General features: G+C 63.3%; 10 protein-coding genes, 1 pseudogene and 1 CRISPR repeat array. Of the genes and pseudogenes, 9 read left to right on the forward strand and 2 right to left on the reverse strand.

Annotated elements, in window-relative coordinates; genetic code table 11:
* The 9 genes and pseudogenes from csb2 (at position 1) to QM708_RS06845 (ending at position 15,645) form a co-directional block, all read left to right on the forward strand.
* Entirely contained in the window at positions 1-1,566 is a 1,566-nt protein-coding gene (gene csb2 / locus QM708_RS06805) for a type I-U CRISPR-associated protein Csb2 (RefSeq protein WP_415111333.1), read from the forward strand.
* Positions 1,567-1,568: 2 nt separating this feature from the next.
* Positions 1,569-4,283 (forward strand): type I-U CRISPR-associated helicase/endonuclease Cas3, encoded by a 2,715-nt coding sequence (gene cas3u / locus QM708_RS06810; RefSeq protein WP_415105826.1) that lies wholly within the window; start codon positions 1,569-1,571, stop codon positions 4,281-4,283.
* A complete protein-coding gene (locus tag QM708_RS06815) occupies positions 4,283-5,335 on the forward strand; it encodes a hypothetical protein (protein ID WP_415105829.1) in 1,053 nt (350 codons plus the stop codon). The genes cas3u and QM708_RS06815 overlap by 1 nt, the downstream gene beginning before the upstream one ends.
* Positions 5,332-6,969, forward strand: a complete 1,638-nt coding sequence (gene cas1 / locus QM708_RS06820) for a CRISPR-associated endonuclease Cas1 (protein WP_415105832.1) — start codon at positions 5,332-5,334, stop codon at positions 6,967-6,969. The genes QM708_RS06815 and cas1 overlap by 4 nt, the downstream gene beginning before the upstream one ends.
* Positions 6,966-7,265 carry a CRISPR-associated endonuclease Cas2 gene (gene cas2, locus QM708_RS06825; protein WP_415105835.1) on the forward strand — a complete coding sequence of 100 codons (300 nt, stop codon included), beginning with the start codon at positions 6,966-6,968 and terminating at the stop codon, positions 7,263-7,265. The genes cas1 and cas2 overlap by 4 nt, the downstream gene beginning before the upstream one ends.
* 198 nt (positions 7,266-7,463) lie before the next feature.
* A CRISPR array of direct repeats spans positions 7,464-9,337; the repeat unit is 36 nt; unit sequence GTTCCTGCACTTCACCGTGCAGGACTTCGTTGAGGC.
* 19 nt (positions 9,338-9,356) lie between these two features.
* Positions 9,357-9,740 (forward strand): annotated as a pseudogene (locus tag QM708_RS06830) (integrase core domain-containing protein); the annotation flags it as partial.
* A gap of 712 nt (positions 9,741-10,452) precedes the next feature.
* Positions 10,453-11,835 (forward strand): hypothetical protein, encoded by a 1,383-nt coding sequence (locus QM708_RS06835; RefSeq protein WP_415105837.1) that lies wholly within the window; start codon positions 10,453-10,455, stop codon positions 11,833-11,835.
* Between the two features lie 196 nt (positions 11,836-12,031).
* Positions 12,032-13,870, forward strand: coding sequence for an ABC transporter ATP-binding protein (locus QM708_RS06840; protein ID WP_415105840.1), 1,839 nt, complete (start codon positions 12,032-12,034; stop codon positions 13,868-13,870).
* Positions 13,867-15,645 carry an ABC transporter ATP-binding protein gene (locus QM708_RS06845; RefSeq protein ID WP_415105843.1) on the forward strand — a complete coding sequence of 593 codons (1,779 nt, stop codon included), beginning with the start codon at positions 13,867-13,869 and terminating at the stop codon, positions 15,643-15,645. Before QM708_RS06840 ends, QM708_RS06845 begins: the two co-directional genes overlap by 4 nt.
* Positions 15,646-15,741: 96 nt before the next feature.
* On the opposite strand, the gene QM708_RS06850 is transcribed toward QM708_RS06845, so the two are convergent.
* Both QM708_RS06850 and QM708_RS06855 read right to left on the reverse strand, forming a co-directional pair.
* Positions 15,742-16,251, reverse strand: a complete 510-nt coding sequence (locus QM708_RS06850; RefSeq protein WP_415105845.1) for a rhodanese-like domain-containing protein — start codon at positions 16,249-16,251, stop codon at positions 15,742-15,744.
* A 207-nt stretch (positions 16,252-16,458) separates the two neighbouring features.
* Positions 16,459-16,644 (reverse strand): hypothetical protein, encoded by a 186-nt coding sequence (locus QM708_RS06855; RefSeq protein ID WP_415105848.1) that lies wholly within the window; start codon positions 16,642-16,644, stop codon positions 16,459-16,461.
* Positions 16,645-16,758 lie beyond the last annotated feature (114 nt).

Genomic DNA, 16,758 nt, shown 5'->3' on the forward strand with positions numbered 1-16,758 from the left:
ATGGGGTTCCGCCTATCAGCATCATGGCCGCTCGGATCATATCTGGCACACCACCCGGATGGCTCTGCGGAAGCATTCCCCACCCTGTTGCGAACTCAAGCGGCACTAGCTAGAGCTGCGGCAACCGGCACATCAGCGTCACACCATGGTAACGTGTCTAGCGACTTCCCTTCGATGACCGAGGCTTCAGTTCAGGCGCTTCGCTGGCTCGAACAGAACCCGCCCTGCGGCATGATCTTGCCGAATTATCCGAACCTGATCCCGTCAACAGCATCGCAACATGTCATCGCCTACCGGAAAGAAGGAGTCTTCGACAAGAAGGTTTCTTTCAGTGGGCGCGTCACTGCCCGCGACTTCGCGGACGCCACTAAGATTACCGCACCCGTGTCATGGGTATGGGATGAATGCCCACCCGAGGAGGTGGTGCAACAACTGGATGCACTGTGCGCAGATGTGGGGTGGCTCGGTGAGGCAGAAAGCATCGCCGTGTTGGAGGTCCATCGCGATGTCGACGTCAATGCTTGCACCCATTGGATCCAAGCCACCAGTTTCTTCGACGATCGCGGCACCCCTGTGGATATCCCAATCCCTGGTCGGCTGGATGCCCTTGAGGCCCAGCATCAGGATGCCCATCCCACCAGGCACCCCACGGCAGCGCAGGACCTCCACCGAACGGGCGACTCGGGACTCCCACGCTCCGAGGCCCCGACCCGCATTGGCCTCGCCACACGGTCACTCATCCCTGTCAACACTTTGGAGGCAGAGGTTCCTTGGACCACCGTCATAGTGCTACCAATCGTGAAGGGCCCGATCATCGGCGCCGAAGATCGGGTACGCATCGCGAGCGATCTCCATCGCGCACTGATCGCGACGATCGGCCACGAGTGCCCCGCAGTTGTGACCGGCCACTATCTGGAAGGAGTCGAACGTCCCGCCAACCGGGTCGCACTGCACTACCTTCCCCCTGGCGCCCCTCTTGCCACCGGCCATCCCGACACAGCCCATCTCTTGGTGCTGATTCCTCGTGGCGTCGCAGGGACCGACATGGACAGCATCATTAGCGGTGCTACTCGCATCCGCTACGTCCGGACGCCGATGGGATCCCTGACGATCGGTGCGGCAGAGTTGCTCGACGGCCATCGGATGTGGCAGCCACAGCCCGAGGGAACTCACCGCGAATGGCGCACTGATCCTGTGGCCATCCCCGAACGACAAGGTACAGCCGGGTCACGGACAGAGCTGCTCGCTCTCACTGCGGCATGGGCGCTCGGAAATGTCATGCGTGGCCTTGAGAAAGAAGCTAGCAGGCGCGATCCAAAGGCCAGGTTGGCGTGGCTTCACCAGCACGGAGGTGATGTGCTTGAGGCAGATTCTTACTTCACGCCGCGTCCCGCCCGATTTGTGCACCGAACCAATCGTTCGATGCCCGTCATGCCGTATGTCGCTCGCCTAGACCTCGGGGACTTAGTCCCCCCTCAAGCCGTGTTGGCGATCGGACAGTCACGGCATCTAGGTGGAGGACTACTTGTTCCCGTGGATCGGCGCAGATCCCCGGAGGAGGGATGAAAATGTTGACTATCGATGATTTCGAACTGTTTTTCGCCGAACTCAACGATGGCGAGGCCCCCTACGTATGGCAAAGCCAACTAGTCCGAGATATCGCGAATGGGCACTGGCCGGACCAGCTTGTCGCTCCCACTGGTGCGGGCAAAAGCGCCCTCATGGAGATCTTAGTCTTTCTCTACGCACTCTCCACTACCGAAGAGCCCCCATTCCCTCGGCGGTTCGTCATGACCGTCGGGCGTCGCGCCCTCGTCGACTCGCAGGCCGCCCGCGGAGAAAAGATGGCTTCTGCTCTTGCCCTGGCAACAACAGGAATACTCTCCACTGTCCGCGAAGTGCTTTCGCGGACAGGGTCAGCGCCCATTCGGGTGACCGTCATGCGCGGCGGCATCGCTCTAGACAACTCATGGCTTGACGATCCGGTAGGGTGCCAACTCATCTTCGCTACGCCCGAGTTGCTCGGCAGCCGGATACTCTTCCGTGGCTACCTCGCGAGCAAGCTCTCACGCCCCAGACATGCTGGCCTCCTTGCCTATGACACGGTGGCAGTCGTGGATGAGTCCCACCTCAACATCCAGTTGGTTCGTACACTGCGTCGCGTTCGCGAACTCGCTTCACGGTCCCCCCTCTGCGAGGCGATTCCCCCGCTACGTGTCGTTGAAACGACGGCAACCCCGGCCTCCGCGGCAGGTTCGCGTATCACAATCGCGGACGCCGATAACGACCCGCGCCTCGCTTGTCGGCTCGCGGCCAACAAGGAACTCGAACTGCGGATGGTGCCAAGCTGGCCAGCGCCACGGTCCGGAGCACCTCGACGCGAACTACTCACACAGGTGGCCGATGCCGCATGCCTGATGCGCGAGACGACCGAAGGAACAGTCGGTGTCATCTTGAACCGGGTGCAGGATGCCGTTGAAGTAGCGTCAATCATCGAAAAGCGCGGCTTAACGGTTCAGGTACTCGTCGGCCCTATGCGCCCGTATGACCGAAATCGCTTGGAGCGGGAACATCCCCACCTCCTCACACCCGAAGGCGATAACCATGTCGACGTACTTGTCGCCACTCAGACGGTAGAGGTTGGCGTTGATCTTGACCTGCACGGCCTCGTCACTGAGGTCGCGCCCGGATCCTCACTCGTGCAGCGCTGGGGGCGCGTCAACCGACGTGGCCTTATCCCTCACGCGCGAGTCATGGTGTTTTGCCCCATGGAGGTTGAGACCGTCGGCGCGACCATGCCCTACGAAGAGACTGACATTGCTGCGGCCATAGAATGGCTGCGCAGCCTGGGCAACGGCGCCAATGTCTCACCTGAAGCACTGAGCGCAACGCCTGCACCCACAATGAGTCACAAGCGACTCGTCATCACGAGGCTTGAACTCCCCGAAGCAGCATTGCTTTCGCGTACGAGTGAAGACCTATTTGCTGAACCTGACCTGGACCTCTGGCTCCGCGACAGCCTCGAACCAGATGGCCCCGAGGTGGGCATCGTAGGACGACGCCTTCCGAGCGATCCTGCCGCAGCGCGCGAACTGCTCGCCGTAACACCGCCACAACCGCACGAACTCTACCCAGCACCAATCAGCCGAACGCGGTCCTTGCTCACAAGCCATGATGCGGCAGATAATGCTATACAGGCCTTCATCTTCCGCGCTGGAGAACTCCTTGATTCAGACGGAATCAATGCAGCCCAGGCGGCGATCAGGCCAGGTGACGTGCTCGTGCTCCCTGACTCACTGATCGCCGCGTATCGTGGCGTCCTCGTGGGCGGTGATCTCACAGCACAATCGAGCAAGCTAGCACTGGGCGACGTTCTTGAAAAGGTACCAGACACATCAACAACCGCACAGTACAAGGTATACTTGCAAGATGGTTCCGACGGGCTTCTAGCTCTCTTACCCGCGGCCATGCGACAGGCACGAGACTACACCCCCAGCGATCGCGATCTTACAGTTGACGAGGTCGGCGCCAATCTACCACCCGATGCTTCCAGCCTATGGTTTTCATTGTTCGAGAAACAGAATGACGAAACGAAGAACACCTCGTCAACCTGGGTAGTACCCGTATCATCAGACGCCGATGACTCTTTCCCGTGGCTAGTCGTGGTGACCGATAGCAGCAACTCCCTTCCTCAAGAGTTGCTGCAAGAACAATCGCCCGGCGGAAATCGCGTGCTACTGGCGGATCATCAGCAGGATGTTAGCGAGCGAGGCGGCACCCTGGGCAACCGTTTGCACCTGCCTGATGAGTTGACGATGGCTTTGAGATTGGCTGGAGCGCATCATGATGATGGGAAGGCGGCCACCGAGTGGCAACTCCGTATTAACAATCGCCCAGATCATCCGCCACTGGCAAAACAACCCAAGGCAGCCAGAGCATCACGAACGCGTCCTCAGCACACTGGCCTTCCTGGCGGCTGGCGCCATGAACAACTGTCCGTGGCTTTGGCTTGGAATATCATTCCTGAGCAGCACAGGTTCTTGGCTTCACGCCTCATCGGAACCTCACATGGCCACGGTCGAATGGCATTCCCACACGGAAGCTCCGACCTTGTGCGCCAGGACCAGAGTGGAGCAATGGCGGCAGCATGCGAGCTCTTTAACCGCGGCACCTGGGATGAACTCGTCGCCCACACTGACCGCATCTGGGGCGTGTGGGGTATCGCCTATCTCGAAGCTTTACTTCGTGCTGCCGACATTCAAGTATCGAAAGAAGGACACTAATGGACGCCCAACGACGAGATCTGATGCTCAGAGGAGATGCCAATGATCTCTTCAGCCACATGGCATTATGGGGATTGGTCCGCATCTGTACGAATGAGGGCATTGCGGGCATCCGCGGATACTGGACGGACGAGCCCGAGCCCAAACCGGTACTGAGCACCATCACCAGCAGTCCAGAAGAAATCGCACAGAAGGTCAAGGAGCACGCTTCAGCACGCGCCGCCGGTGGATCTTGGCTTCACGAAGTATTTGTGCCGCGTCCCGGTTCCAATCCTGTCGCGCTCATGGCTCCACGCACAGCGACACCCGAACTGAGCGAATGGAATCACCTTGAGGATCTGAGCAACGCGGTCCGCGATAACATGCCATCAGACCTAGACCGAGAACTCATCCTCGGCTTGGGATACAGATCGTGGTGGGCCAGGGAAGCCAACGGAGATATTCGGGCGGACAAAGGATGTTCCGTCTGGGAGATGCGAACCCGAAACAAGGGCACGGACTTCGTAGCGGACCGACTTCTTCCGCTCGCTCACGATATCTCAAAGTGGTCGGTAGACAAGATCTGGGCAGGACTCACCGGGAAGGAAGTTGACGACTCCACAGGCGGCAATAAACCCACATCTCGCACGGCCACAGGATTCCGGCTGCCTGGTCCAGTCGATTCTGCGCGGGCATGGTGCGCACTCTGGGCGCTGTCACTTTTTCCCGTTCTGCCACATCCGGTGGAAGGAGGACGCTCTCCGGCCTTCGTCCCCCTGACGGGGCGCGGCAACATCCGACGACTACTACTATTCCCCGTCCCAACGGACCCCACATCCGTTGAGCGCATCGCGATGCTGGCCCGCAGCAAGGCACTTGTCGAGGCAGCCACTGTTCCGCCGACTGGGCCTGACCCCGAGAGCGCACTACACCGCAAGCTGATGCTGGCATCGGCACAGAGATGGCTACGCAACCACGGATTGCGCGGAGTCATGCAGTTCCCTGTTCAGATCGTTGGCAGCACGAGCGCACCCGAACGACAAACGCTCGCTGGCAGTTTTGTGGCGTCATGACTTCGCGATCAGACACAAAACTGAGGGCCGAACCAGGTCCCGACGATGACTCTCTCCCTATTTCGCTAGTTGCGCATTATGCATTCTGCCCACGCCGAGCTTGGCTTGAATCAGTTGGCGAGCGGCAAGAAGCATCCTTCGCGATAGCGGTTGGCGACTCAGTTCACGCCCGTGTCGAGGAAGACTCTTCTTCAACTAGCACCATGTTGCGTGGCATGACCGTTTGGAGTCATCGACATGGCTATCACGGCCGACTAGACGCCGCCGAAGTTCTCCCAGACCATTCCCTGAACATCATCGAGTACAAGGCCACTCCCATAAAGGCACGCTCAGAGATCACTCAGCCCATGCGACACCAACTCGCCTTACAGTGGCGCGCTTTAGAGGAAATGGGGAATTCCGTCAGCAGCGCGACAGTTTTCTTTGCGACACAAAAACGACGCGTCCCGGTGGAACTTAACGTGGAAGACTTCGAGTCCGCTTTGGCCGATGTCGCTGCGACCCGCGCGGTAATAGACTCGACCGCAGCCCCACCACCGCTCGAAGATTCACCGCAGTGCGCAAGATGCTCACATGTCAGCATTTGCCTTCCTGACGAGAGGGAACCGAGCAGGCCATCTCGACGGATCTCGGTCGTCAACCCGGACGCACAGGTGCTGCACCTCGCGACCTATGGCGCACTGGCCTCAATTAGAGACGGGAGGATCCGCGTTCGGAAATCTGGTGAAGAGATTTCCAGTATTCCAATAGAACGAGTCCACGCAGTCGCCATCCATGGAAACGTTGATCTTAGCAGCGGATTACTACGCGAACTGCTGTGGCGGCGCATCCCGGTGACCTGGTGTACAAGCAGTGGGCGGATCGTCGGCTGGGCGTCCTCCGCCTATTCTCCCAACGGGAACGCGCGCGTCCAACAGCACGTAGCTTCGTCCGACGGCCGCCTCGATCTAGCACGAGAGTTTGTCACAGCCAAGATCCACAATCAGGCGACCCAACTTCGTCGACACGGCGATCGCGCTGATCATGTCCTGGCGATGCGGCGCTTGGTAAGCGACGCCTCCAACGCAGCGAGCGTTGCCGCACTATTTGGCACTGAAGGAGTTGCGGCCAGATTGTACTTTTCAGGAATGCCAACCATGTTAGCATCTAGAGGACGCTTGTTTGCCCAAGGTTTTCCCGGACGCGTTAAGCGCGGCGCTACGGACCGGCTCAACGTCTGCCTCAACTACACATATGGCCTACTCGTCGGCGATTGCATACGCGGCCTGCTCGCCTGCGGGCTCGATCCACATGCAGGGTTCCTGCATAGCTCAAATCGTAACAAGCCAGCTCTCGCACTTGACCTCGCGGAGGAGTTTCGCGCCCCCGTCGGCGATTCAGTGGTTCTAGGCGCGATCAACAACGGTGAGATTGACGCTGATGGCTTCTGGGACGTCGCCGGATCAATGCGATTGAAAGATCCCACCAGAAAAGCGCTCATCAGGGCTTACGAGAGACGCATCGCGACGGAGTTCAAGCACCCTATCTTCGGATACCGAGTGACCTGGAGACGCGCAATCGAGATTCAGGCCCGCATGATCCTAGGCGTGCTTGATGGGTCACAGAAATCATATGTAGGGATTCGTGTCAGATGAGGCACGACAGCCACCGATACCTAATAGCCTACGACATACAGGACGATCACCGCCGGACACGGCTAGCAAAGCTCTTGGAGAGGTACGGGGACAGGATTCAGTATTCGGTATTCATCGTCGACGCCGCCCGAGCAAAGATCGTGAGACTTCGAGACGAGATCAAGAGGGCGATCGACCAACAACACGACTCCGTGCTCTTATGCGATCTCGGGCCGCACTCGGCAGTGAATGATCGCGTTTTCTCTGTAATTGGACGCAGCCGCCCTCTGACAAGCGCTGGGCCTCTCGTCGTCTAAGCCGGCACTCTCACCGCCCAGCGAACCCTCCAGCGATGCGTCAGCACGCCCGAAGGGTTCGCAAGACTAAACATGCTAGCCAGCAGCCGCTGATCGCCGTTTGAAAACTCAATAGTGCTATCGACAGGGTGCCTACGCGAGGAGGGTTCGCGGACACGGGCTGTTTCCCCAAGCCGGAAGCTGGTATCTTGTCTAGCTGTTCCTGCACTTCACCGTGCAGGACTTCGTTGAGGCGAGTCGGCACGGACCGGTGCAAATCCGTTTCATACCAGTTCCTGCACTTCACCGTGCAGGACTTCGTTGAGGCCTGACGCTGCTCGCCGGCGAGGGCCGGTTCCGGCAGTTGTTCCTGCACTTCACCGTGCAGGACTTCGTTGAGGCCGAAGCTCATAGTTGTCGATCGGGGCCTTGTTCTCGGACGTTCCTGCACTTCACCGTGCAGGACTTCGTTGAGGCGACGCCGTCACCTTCGCACCAGAATTGGTCGCGACCAGGTTCCTGCACTTCACCGTGCAGGACTTCGTTGAGGCTTTGCCGGGTTGTTGTCCTGTGAGTTCGTAGGCTCGGTTCCTGCACTTCACCGTGCAGGACTTCGTTGAGGCCTGGAGCTTCCGCCGTCGGTCTCTCTCGTCACGCTTGTTCCTGCACTTCACCGTGCAGGACTTCGTTGAGGCACAGAAATGCGCGCGGCAGTCACCGAACTGAACGCCCAGTTCCTGCACTTCACCGTGCAGGACTTCGTTGAGGCGGGTGCCAGTCTGACCGATCCCGGACCACGTGATGAGTTCCTGCACTTCACCGTGCAGGACTTCGTTGAGGCATCGCTGAGCGCCGGACGGTAGCCAAATGAGTGCACCAGGTTCCTGCACTTCACCGTGCAGGACTTCGTTGAGGCCCGCGGGGGCCCTGTTCGCTTGCCGCTCGGCCCGAGCGGTTCCTGCACTTCACCGTGCAGGACTTCGTTGAGGCCAGCCACACGATGTTTGCTATGGAGGTATATAAATGCTTCAGTTCCTGCACTTCACCGTGCAGGACTTCGTTGAGGCTCGTCGATCTGCTGACCAACAAACCATGCCCGGTCGCGAGTTCCTGCACTTCACCGTGCAGGACTTCGTTGAGGCCCTGATAATGGCGCGATGCGCCCGCCATCGCCGACAGGTTCCTGCACTTCACCGTGCAGGACTTCGTTGAGGCTCGATCATCGGTAGCGGGCGGGAGGGGCGCAGGCACAAGTTCCTGCACTTCACCGTGCAGGACTTCGTTGAGGCCCGAAGGCACGCAAGATTCTTGCCAGATTGCGTGCGTCGTTCCTGCACTTCACCGTGCAGGACTTCGTTGAGGCCGGCCCACGGACGTGTTCGATGAGGGGGTGGCTGCCAAGGTTCCTGCACTTCACCGTGCAGGACTTCGTTGAGGCAAGCACCGGCACAACATTCATCCGCCCCTCAGCGCTCGTTCCTGCAGTTCACCGTGCAGGACTTCGTTGAGGCAACGCGTGGGCCTACTGGTCGCGTGGCCGCGAGGACGGTTCCTGCACTTCACCGTGCAGGACTTCGTTGAGGCTTGTCGGATGGCCGCGCCCTTGATGTCTTCGAGTTCCGGTTCCTGCACTTCACCGTGCAGGACTTCGTTGAGGTGCATGACACAGCCGAAAATGCTGACGGATGAGGAGTGTTCCTGCACTTCACCGTGCAGGACTTCGTTGAGGCGCGGTCGATGGGACTGGGCGATTCATCTACCGACACGTTCCTGCACTTCACCGTGCAGGACTTCGTTGAGGCGCCACCAGCAAGGGCGGCCAGATGCATGGTGTCGTGGGTTCCTGCACTTCACCGTGCAGGACTTCGTTGAGGCTGCACATTCCTCACCGTGGACGCCGACGCTGGACGGTTCCTGCACTTCACCGTGCAGGACTTCGTTGAGGCCCCGAGAAGATCGAGGCCAACCTCGATCACGGCGAGACGTTCCTGCACTTCACCGTGCAGGACTTCGTTGAGGCGGCTCGATCCCCCTGGGATCGCGTGGAAGGGGTGGCGTTCCTGCACTTCACCGTGCAGGACTTCGTTGAGGCGCCGAGCAGACCGACGACATCACTGGCAACGCGACCACGAAGGGCATCCGGTCACCGCGGGCGATCTGATCCATCACTCCGATGCCGGGTCCCAGTACACCTCGATCCGGTTCACCGACCACCTCGACCTCGAAGGCATCGCGCCATCGATCGGATCCGTCGGTGATGCCTACGACAACGCCCTGATGGAAACAATCAACGGCCTGTACAAGACCGAGTGCATCCGCACCACGGTCTTCCACGCCGGGCCGTACAAGACCCTCGCCGACATCGAGTATGCGACAGCCAGCTGGGTCGACTGGTATAACAATCGCAGGCTCCACGGCTCCCTCGGGATGATCACCCCGGCCGAGCACGAGACCGCCTACTACGAGGCCCTCAACCGAGAGCCACAACCCGTATAGCAGCGGCACAGAACCTGGGGCGGTTCACGCTTGCCGTTTCCCGCACCATCCAGGACCGCACCGGCCTGTCAATCCGTCGCTGGGTCCGAACGCTGCGCCCGCTACGCGCCGCCCGCGTACGTATCGGAAGCCAGGTCCTCACGATCCCACCCGAGATCGACACCGAGACCCAAGCCATCCTCGACGCAACCCGACCAGCAACGGTGTGACTTACCGGTAGAAGTCAGGAGGCCGGCGCTTCTCAGCGGCGTACGCCGCGGGATCGCGGTTCCTGCACTTCACCGTGCAGGACTTCGTTGAGGCGCACGAAAGGACAAACACCCATGAAGGTAATCCGTCTCGGTTCCTACACTTCACCGTGCAGGACTTCGTTGAGGCCCATGGGAGGCGACTTCACCCGCGCCGGCGTGGACGGATGTTCCTGCACTTCACCGTGCAGGACTTCGTTGAGGCGCGTACACGGTGGCCGCCGCAGCAAGGAAATCGGCGGGTTCCTGCACTTCACCGTGCAGGACTTCGTTGAGGCACGTCGGCGGAATCCCAGCGCCCTATGAGGGCGCCGCCGTTCCTGCACTTCGCCTGCAGGACTTCGTTGAGGCAAGAACGTCGTCAACGCCTCGCTCGGCATCGACGATAGTCCTGCACCTCGCCGTGCAGGACTTCGTTGAGGCCCGCTCGAGCGGGGTCGCGCCGGCCCGTCGACCGCGACTCGGTGAGCGCGGCACGGTTCGTCACCCATCTGCGCTACCTGTTCGTGCGCGCTGATAAGGGACGACAGCTCGATCCCATCCATGTGGACGTGCTGAGCGCCGTCCGCGACCACTACCCCGAAGCCGCCGAGGCGGCCATCGAACTGAGCCGCCTGTTCACCCAGCCCACCCACCGCGACCTGGCACCGACGAAATCGCCTACCTTGCACTACACACCAGCCGACTGCTCGCCGACGTCCGGTCGGGCAAACCCTAGCCATACGACCATCCGGTCACTATCGTTCACCCAACTCGGAAGGGCGACGATGGACATCAAGGGTTCTCGACAACTCGCGCTGGGCGGCATCGCCCTCGTCGCGCTGCTCAGCACGCCATTCGCACCGGCCCGAGCCGACGGATCACTCGCCGACGAGAATACGACGCCCCCGCTTGTGACACCGTCACCAGCGCCGAAGGAGGAACGAGTACATCCCTTCCTCCGCGACGAGATCATCTTCCGCTCCAGTCCGACGTGGACTGGTCTTCTCTTTGGAAGCGCTGAGCCCGTGACGGCGCATGCACTCCTGCGCGGCCCCTGCCCCGACGAGAAGATGTCGATCACCCTCGTCCCTGGCCACCAGGTCATCCCCACCCGTTTCGACGCAGAAGGCTCCTCCACAACGCCCGTCCCTGGAATCGCCAGGCTCGACACTCCTCAGGTGATGACAGGCCCGGCCACGGCGTCCGGAGCACCCGCCGCAGAGGCGCCCTGCCCCGTCGTTCTGACCGCACAGATGAGCGTCGCCCACGCCACCTCGGGGTGGCTGATCGAAATCGAGACGCCCACACCCCAGACAACCCTGTCCTCGGATACCGCGGCCAACTACCGCGTCATCAAGGTGATGGGTACCTCGGCCTATGCTCTGCTTGGCGTCACCGCATTGGCCATCGCCGTCCTCAGCCTGGTGGCGATCCCGTTGATCAGAAGCTACCGACGTAATATCGCCTCGAACCAGGATGGGAGCCAAGCGCCCTCCCCGGACGACAAGAGCGACCTTCCCGTGCTGGCTGCGGTGACCACCGCAGCTACCGGCGCTGCTGCCTGGTCCGGCTGGGTTCCCGGCCTGGACTTCGCCGGAGTAGCCGTGGTGGGCATCCTCTCCTTCGGCTTGGTTGAGGTGGGCAAGGTCATCTGTTGGCACAGCGCCGGATGCCGCTCCTGGTGGCGCCATTTCTACTGGCTGGGCTATTTCCTGAGCGTGTCCGGAATGTCCGTGATCGCGTTGCTTCCCTTGTTCGTGCTCCTGCACGGAGCAACCATCGGGAAGTGCGCCTCCTGGGTGTGGCTCGGGGCCGCTGTGGTCTTGCTCATCGGTTCGCTCTTGTTCCACCCCCAGAAGAAATAGGACGCCGGTTCCGGAGAGGGCACCCACGACCTACGTGACGAGATCGAGGTCCGTGTCACGAAGTCGTCGCCTGTGAACAGCAGCGGCTCACCAGAGGACTCACGAGCAAGCGTCCGCGCCGGGACCGCCGAACTTGACTGCGGTTCTCAATAGTCGTGGACTGTTAGGCAAGCCTTACTTGATGGAACGAGTCCTCGTGAATACCAGCGCAGAAGAGATCCCCCAGGCCGACACGGCGATCACCGCCTCCGTGCTGGACGAACTCACCGCGGCGGCGTCCGAGAAACAGGCGGTCGACAAGCAGTCACTGCAGCAGTTGCTGGCGCCGGTGCAGAACCGGCTGCGGGTCGGGCAGGTGCTCGCGGCGCTGTCCGGCCTGGTGGCGGTCGCACCCTATGTGGCCCTGGTGCGGCTCGGTGAGTTGCTGGTCTCGGCGTACGCGGCGGGGGTGACACCGGACGCCGGCGCGGTTTGGGCTGTCGTCGGCTGGCTGGTCGGGGCGTTCACGCTGCGGCTGGTGCTGTACTTCGTCGCGCTGTCGCTGACGCACTTCGCCGACATCAGCCTGGTCCGGAATATCCGCGGCCGGATGGTCGACAGCCTGTCCCGTGCGCCGCTGTCGTGGTTCACCGCGACGACCTCGGGCCGCGTCCGCAAGGCCATTCAGGACGACCTGCACGCGCTGCACATGCTGATCGCGCACGCGCCGGTCGAGCGGGCGTCCGCGGTGTTCATGCCGCTCGGACTGCTCGGCTACGCCTTCTTCATCGACTGGCGGCTCGGCCTGCTGGCGCTGGCGACGCTGCCGGTCTACGCGGGCATCTACGGGTGGGCGATGCGCGATATGCCGGTCAAGACCGCCGAGATGGAGGCCCGGCTGGCGAAGGTGTCGTCGCGGATGATCGAGTTCGTCGCCGGCATCACCGTGGTCAAGGCGTTCGGCACGGTCGGCCGTGCGCACGGGCGCTACACCGAAGCCGCCGGCGAGTTCGGGCGCTTCTGGCAGGCGTGGAACGGTCCGCTGGTGAAGGCGAACGCCGTCGGCATGGGCTTCGTGTCGGTGCCGATCCTGCTCGCGGTCAACCTGACCGGCGGCGCGTGGATGGTGCAGGCCGGCTGGGTGAGCGCCCCCGACATCCTGGCCACCACGCTGATCGCCCTCGTCGTGCCGGCCGCCGCGCAAACCATCGGCAACGGCGCGTGGGCCTACCAGCGCGCCGGGGCGTCCGCCACCCGCATTCTGCAGCTCATCGACACCCCGACGCTGCCCGAACCCGCACATCCCGAGAAGCCGGCCTCCGACGAGGTGCGCTTCGAGGACGTCAGCTACTCCTACGGCGACACGCTGGCCGCCGACCACGTCACGCTCACCCTGCCGGCCGGTTCGGTGACCGCGCTGATCGGGCCGTCCGGGTCGGGCAAGTCGACGCTGGCCACCATGGTCGCGCGTTTCCAGGATCCGGACGCCGGGCGCGTCACCCTCGGCGGCGTCGACCTGCGGTCGATCCCGTCTGCGGTGCTGTACCGGACGGTCGCGTTCGTGCTGCAGGATCCGCAGCTGATGCGGATGTCGATCTGCGACAACATCGCGCTGGCCAGGCCGGACGCCACCGACGCGCAGATCCGGGAGGCCGCCGCGTCCGCCCGGATCGCCGACGAGATCGACGCCTTGGAGCACGGCTACGACAGCATCGTCGGCCAGGACACCGAACTGTCCGGCGGGCAGAAGCAGCGCATCGCCATCGCGCGGGCGCTGCTCGCAGACGCCCCGGTGCTGATCCTCGACGAGGCGACCGCGTTCACCGACCCGGAATCCGAAGCCGAGATCCAGGCGGCCCTGACCCGGCTCGCCCGTGGGCGGACGGTCCTGGTGATCGCGCACCGCCCGGCATCCATCGTCGGCGCCGACCGGATCGTCGTACTCGACCGCGGCCGCGTCGTCGCCCAGGGCACCCACGACGAGCTCGCGGACGAACCGCACTATCGAGCGTTGTGGCACGGCATCCGTACTCACGACGAGGAGGAGCAGGCATGACCGGCACCACCACCGGACGCCGGGCGTCCAGCGGCATGATCACCAACTTCCGGCGGCTGATGACCGAGCGCGGCCGGGCGCGCTTCACGGTGAGCCTGGTGTTGGCGGTCGTCCTCGGCGTCATCCAGGGCGTCGCATTGTTGGCGCTGCTGCCGGCCGTGACGGCATTGGCGTCCGGGACCGCGGTGTGGGGCCTCGGCATCGGCGGCTGGCTGATCGTGCTGGGCCTCCTCGCCGTGGTCAACCTGGCGCTGGGCTACGTGCAGGTCGTCGAGAACTTCGGTGCCGCCATGGACATGATCTGCACCATCCACCGCGCCGTCGGCGACCGGATCGCGCAGCTGCCGCTCGGCTGGTTCCGGTCGGGGTTCGCGGCGACGGCGTCCCGGCTGGCCAGCGACGGCGTCCTCGGCCTGGCCGGCGCGGTCGCGCACATGGTCTACCCCGTCTACGTGGGCGCCACCTCGGCGATCGTGCTGCTGATCGGCGCCTGGTTCTGGGAGCCGTGGCTCGGCTTGTCGTTGACCCTCGCGATTCCCGTGTTCGCCGGGCTGTCGTGGGCGGCGACCCGGCTGGCCCGGGTCGGTATGACCCTGGTCGAGCCGCCGCGCAAGGAACTGTCGGCGCGGATCGTCGAGTTCTCCGCCAACCAGGCCGCGTTGCGTTCATCCGGGCGCGCGGGCGACTTCCCGCCGCTGTTCGACGCCCTCGACGACGAGCGCGCCGCCTCGCGCCGCGACCTGTGGTACTCCGTCGGCGGCAACCTGCTCGGCGGCGTCGGCACGCAGGGTGTCGTGGTCGTGCTGGTAATGACGGCCGCCGGACTCGCCCTCGGTGGGCAACTCGGGCCGCTGGAGGCGTTCGCGTTCATCGGCATCGCGCTGCGCTTCAACCAGGTGCTCGCCGAGATCAGCGAGCACCGCCTCGGGCTGGAATCCCAGCGCCAGAACGTCGCCACCGTCGACGAACTGCTGACCGCGCCGGTGCTCGGCGGTTCCGCGTCGCCGGTGTCACTGACCGCACCGGGGCAGATCGAACTCGACCGGGTGAGCTTCAGCTACACGCCGGGTGTCCCGGTGCTCGACTCGGTGTCGTTCACGGTGCCGGCGCGCACCATGACCGCGTTGGTGGGGCCGTCCGGGTCGGGCAAGACAACGATCGCGCGGCTGGTGTCGCGGTTCTACGACGTCGAGGCCGGCACCGTCCGGGTGGGTGGCGTGGACGTCCGCGACCAGCCCATCGACCAGTTGATGGGCCAGCTGTCGATGGTGTTCCAGGACGTCTACCTGTTCGACGACACCCTGCGCGCCAACGTGCTGGTCGGCAACCCGTCGGCGACGGACGCCGACATCGCCCGCGCCGCACACCTGGCCGGCGTCAGCGAGATCGTCGAGCGGCTGCCCGACGGCTGGAACTCTCTGGTCGGCGAAGGCGGACGCGCCCTCTCAGGCGGCGAGCGCCAGCGGGTCTCGGTGGCGCGGGCGCTGCTGAAGGGCTCCCCGATCGTGCTGCTGGACGAAGCCACCTCGGCCCTCGACCCCGAGAACGAGGCCAATATCATCCGCGCCGTCGACGAGCTACGCCAACGCTCGACCGTGCTGGTGATCGCGCACAAACTCGACACGATCCGCTCGGCCGACTCGATCGTGGTGCTCGGCGACGACGGCACCGTTGTCCAGTCCGGCACCCACGACGAGTTGATCGCCACCGACGGCCGCTACCGCGACTTCTGGAACAGCCGCGCCCAGGCGTCCGGTTGGACCCTGGTGCCCTAGGTGCACCGGGCGTCCGGGTAGACCTGAACTCGCGCGCCCGGTGTGGTCACCTTCGCCCGGGTTACGCACACTCACCCGCCACGTCGCCCGGTGTCGTCACGTTCGCCCGGGTAGGAAACAGGGCGACAGCACGGAAACCGGGCGGCGAGAGGTGCGGGTACCAATCCCCTCCCAGTTGGGCGTCTCCGCTGACAGCTTTGAGATCGCCGTCGAGATCACGCCGCAGGTCGCGGGCGCCTGGCGGACGATGGGTAAGCCCGTCGCAGAGGCGGCGGACTCCAGTGAGCCCACGTTGGTGACATCGGCGAAGCCCGCGCGCTCCATCAGCGCTTTCGCCTGGCCCGCGCGGTTGCCGGAGCGGCAGTAGACCAGATACTTGGCGTCCGGATCGAGATCAGGGACGGCCGCGGCGACGTCGCCGGCGTTGAAGTCGAGCAGGCGGGCACCGTCGAGGTGGCCGGCGTCCCATTCCTGCGGCGTCCGCACGTCGAGGATGACCGTGTGCTCACCAACCTCGACACGCCCCTCGCCTCCGGGCGGCGCGCACGCGGTCAACCCGAACAACATGACCACGGCGGGAATCGACAGCCGGTGCAGCAGACGCATGGATGGTTCCTTTCACGGGCGAGGGCGAGGCGCACGCAGGGTTCGGCAGAGCGCCGGCCATGCCGGCCGCGGCGACTCACGCAGAGCCTTCGGCAAGGATGCGCACCGGACGAAGCCCCCCGACATCGCCGGGCGCATCCTTGCCGCTGAGACGTTCGCCGATCAGGGGAGTACGCCAGCGTCACCCTGACCGCGAACAAGCTGAGGTCAGCGGCCCAGCAGCCGGGCGAGGAACCCGCCCTGATCGGCCTGTGCGGCGTCCAACTGCGCCTGAGTGTGCTTGCCACCGCACCAGTTAGCGGCCGGCACGCCAACCTTGACCATGTCGACGTGCTGGCCGCAGCCGGCCCAGGTGGTCTTGCCGCAGGTTCGGCACTTCACTGCTCGACACATGGTCGTCCCTTCGTCGCGGTCGTACCCCTCGATGTATCTCGTGCTGGAGGGACTATACCCCTGGGGGTATTTAGCTCGTCAAGCCGGGCGTCGCCGGCCTCGCCGCCACGGTTC

The sequence above is a fragment of the Propioniciclava sp. genome (assembly GCF_047602245.1).
GTDB lineage: Bacteria > Actinomycetota > Actinomycetes > Propionibacteriales > Propionibacteriaceae > Propioniciclava.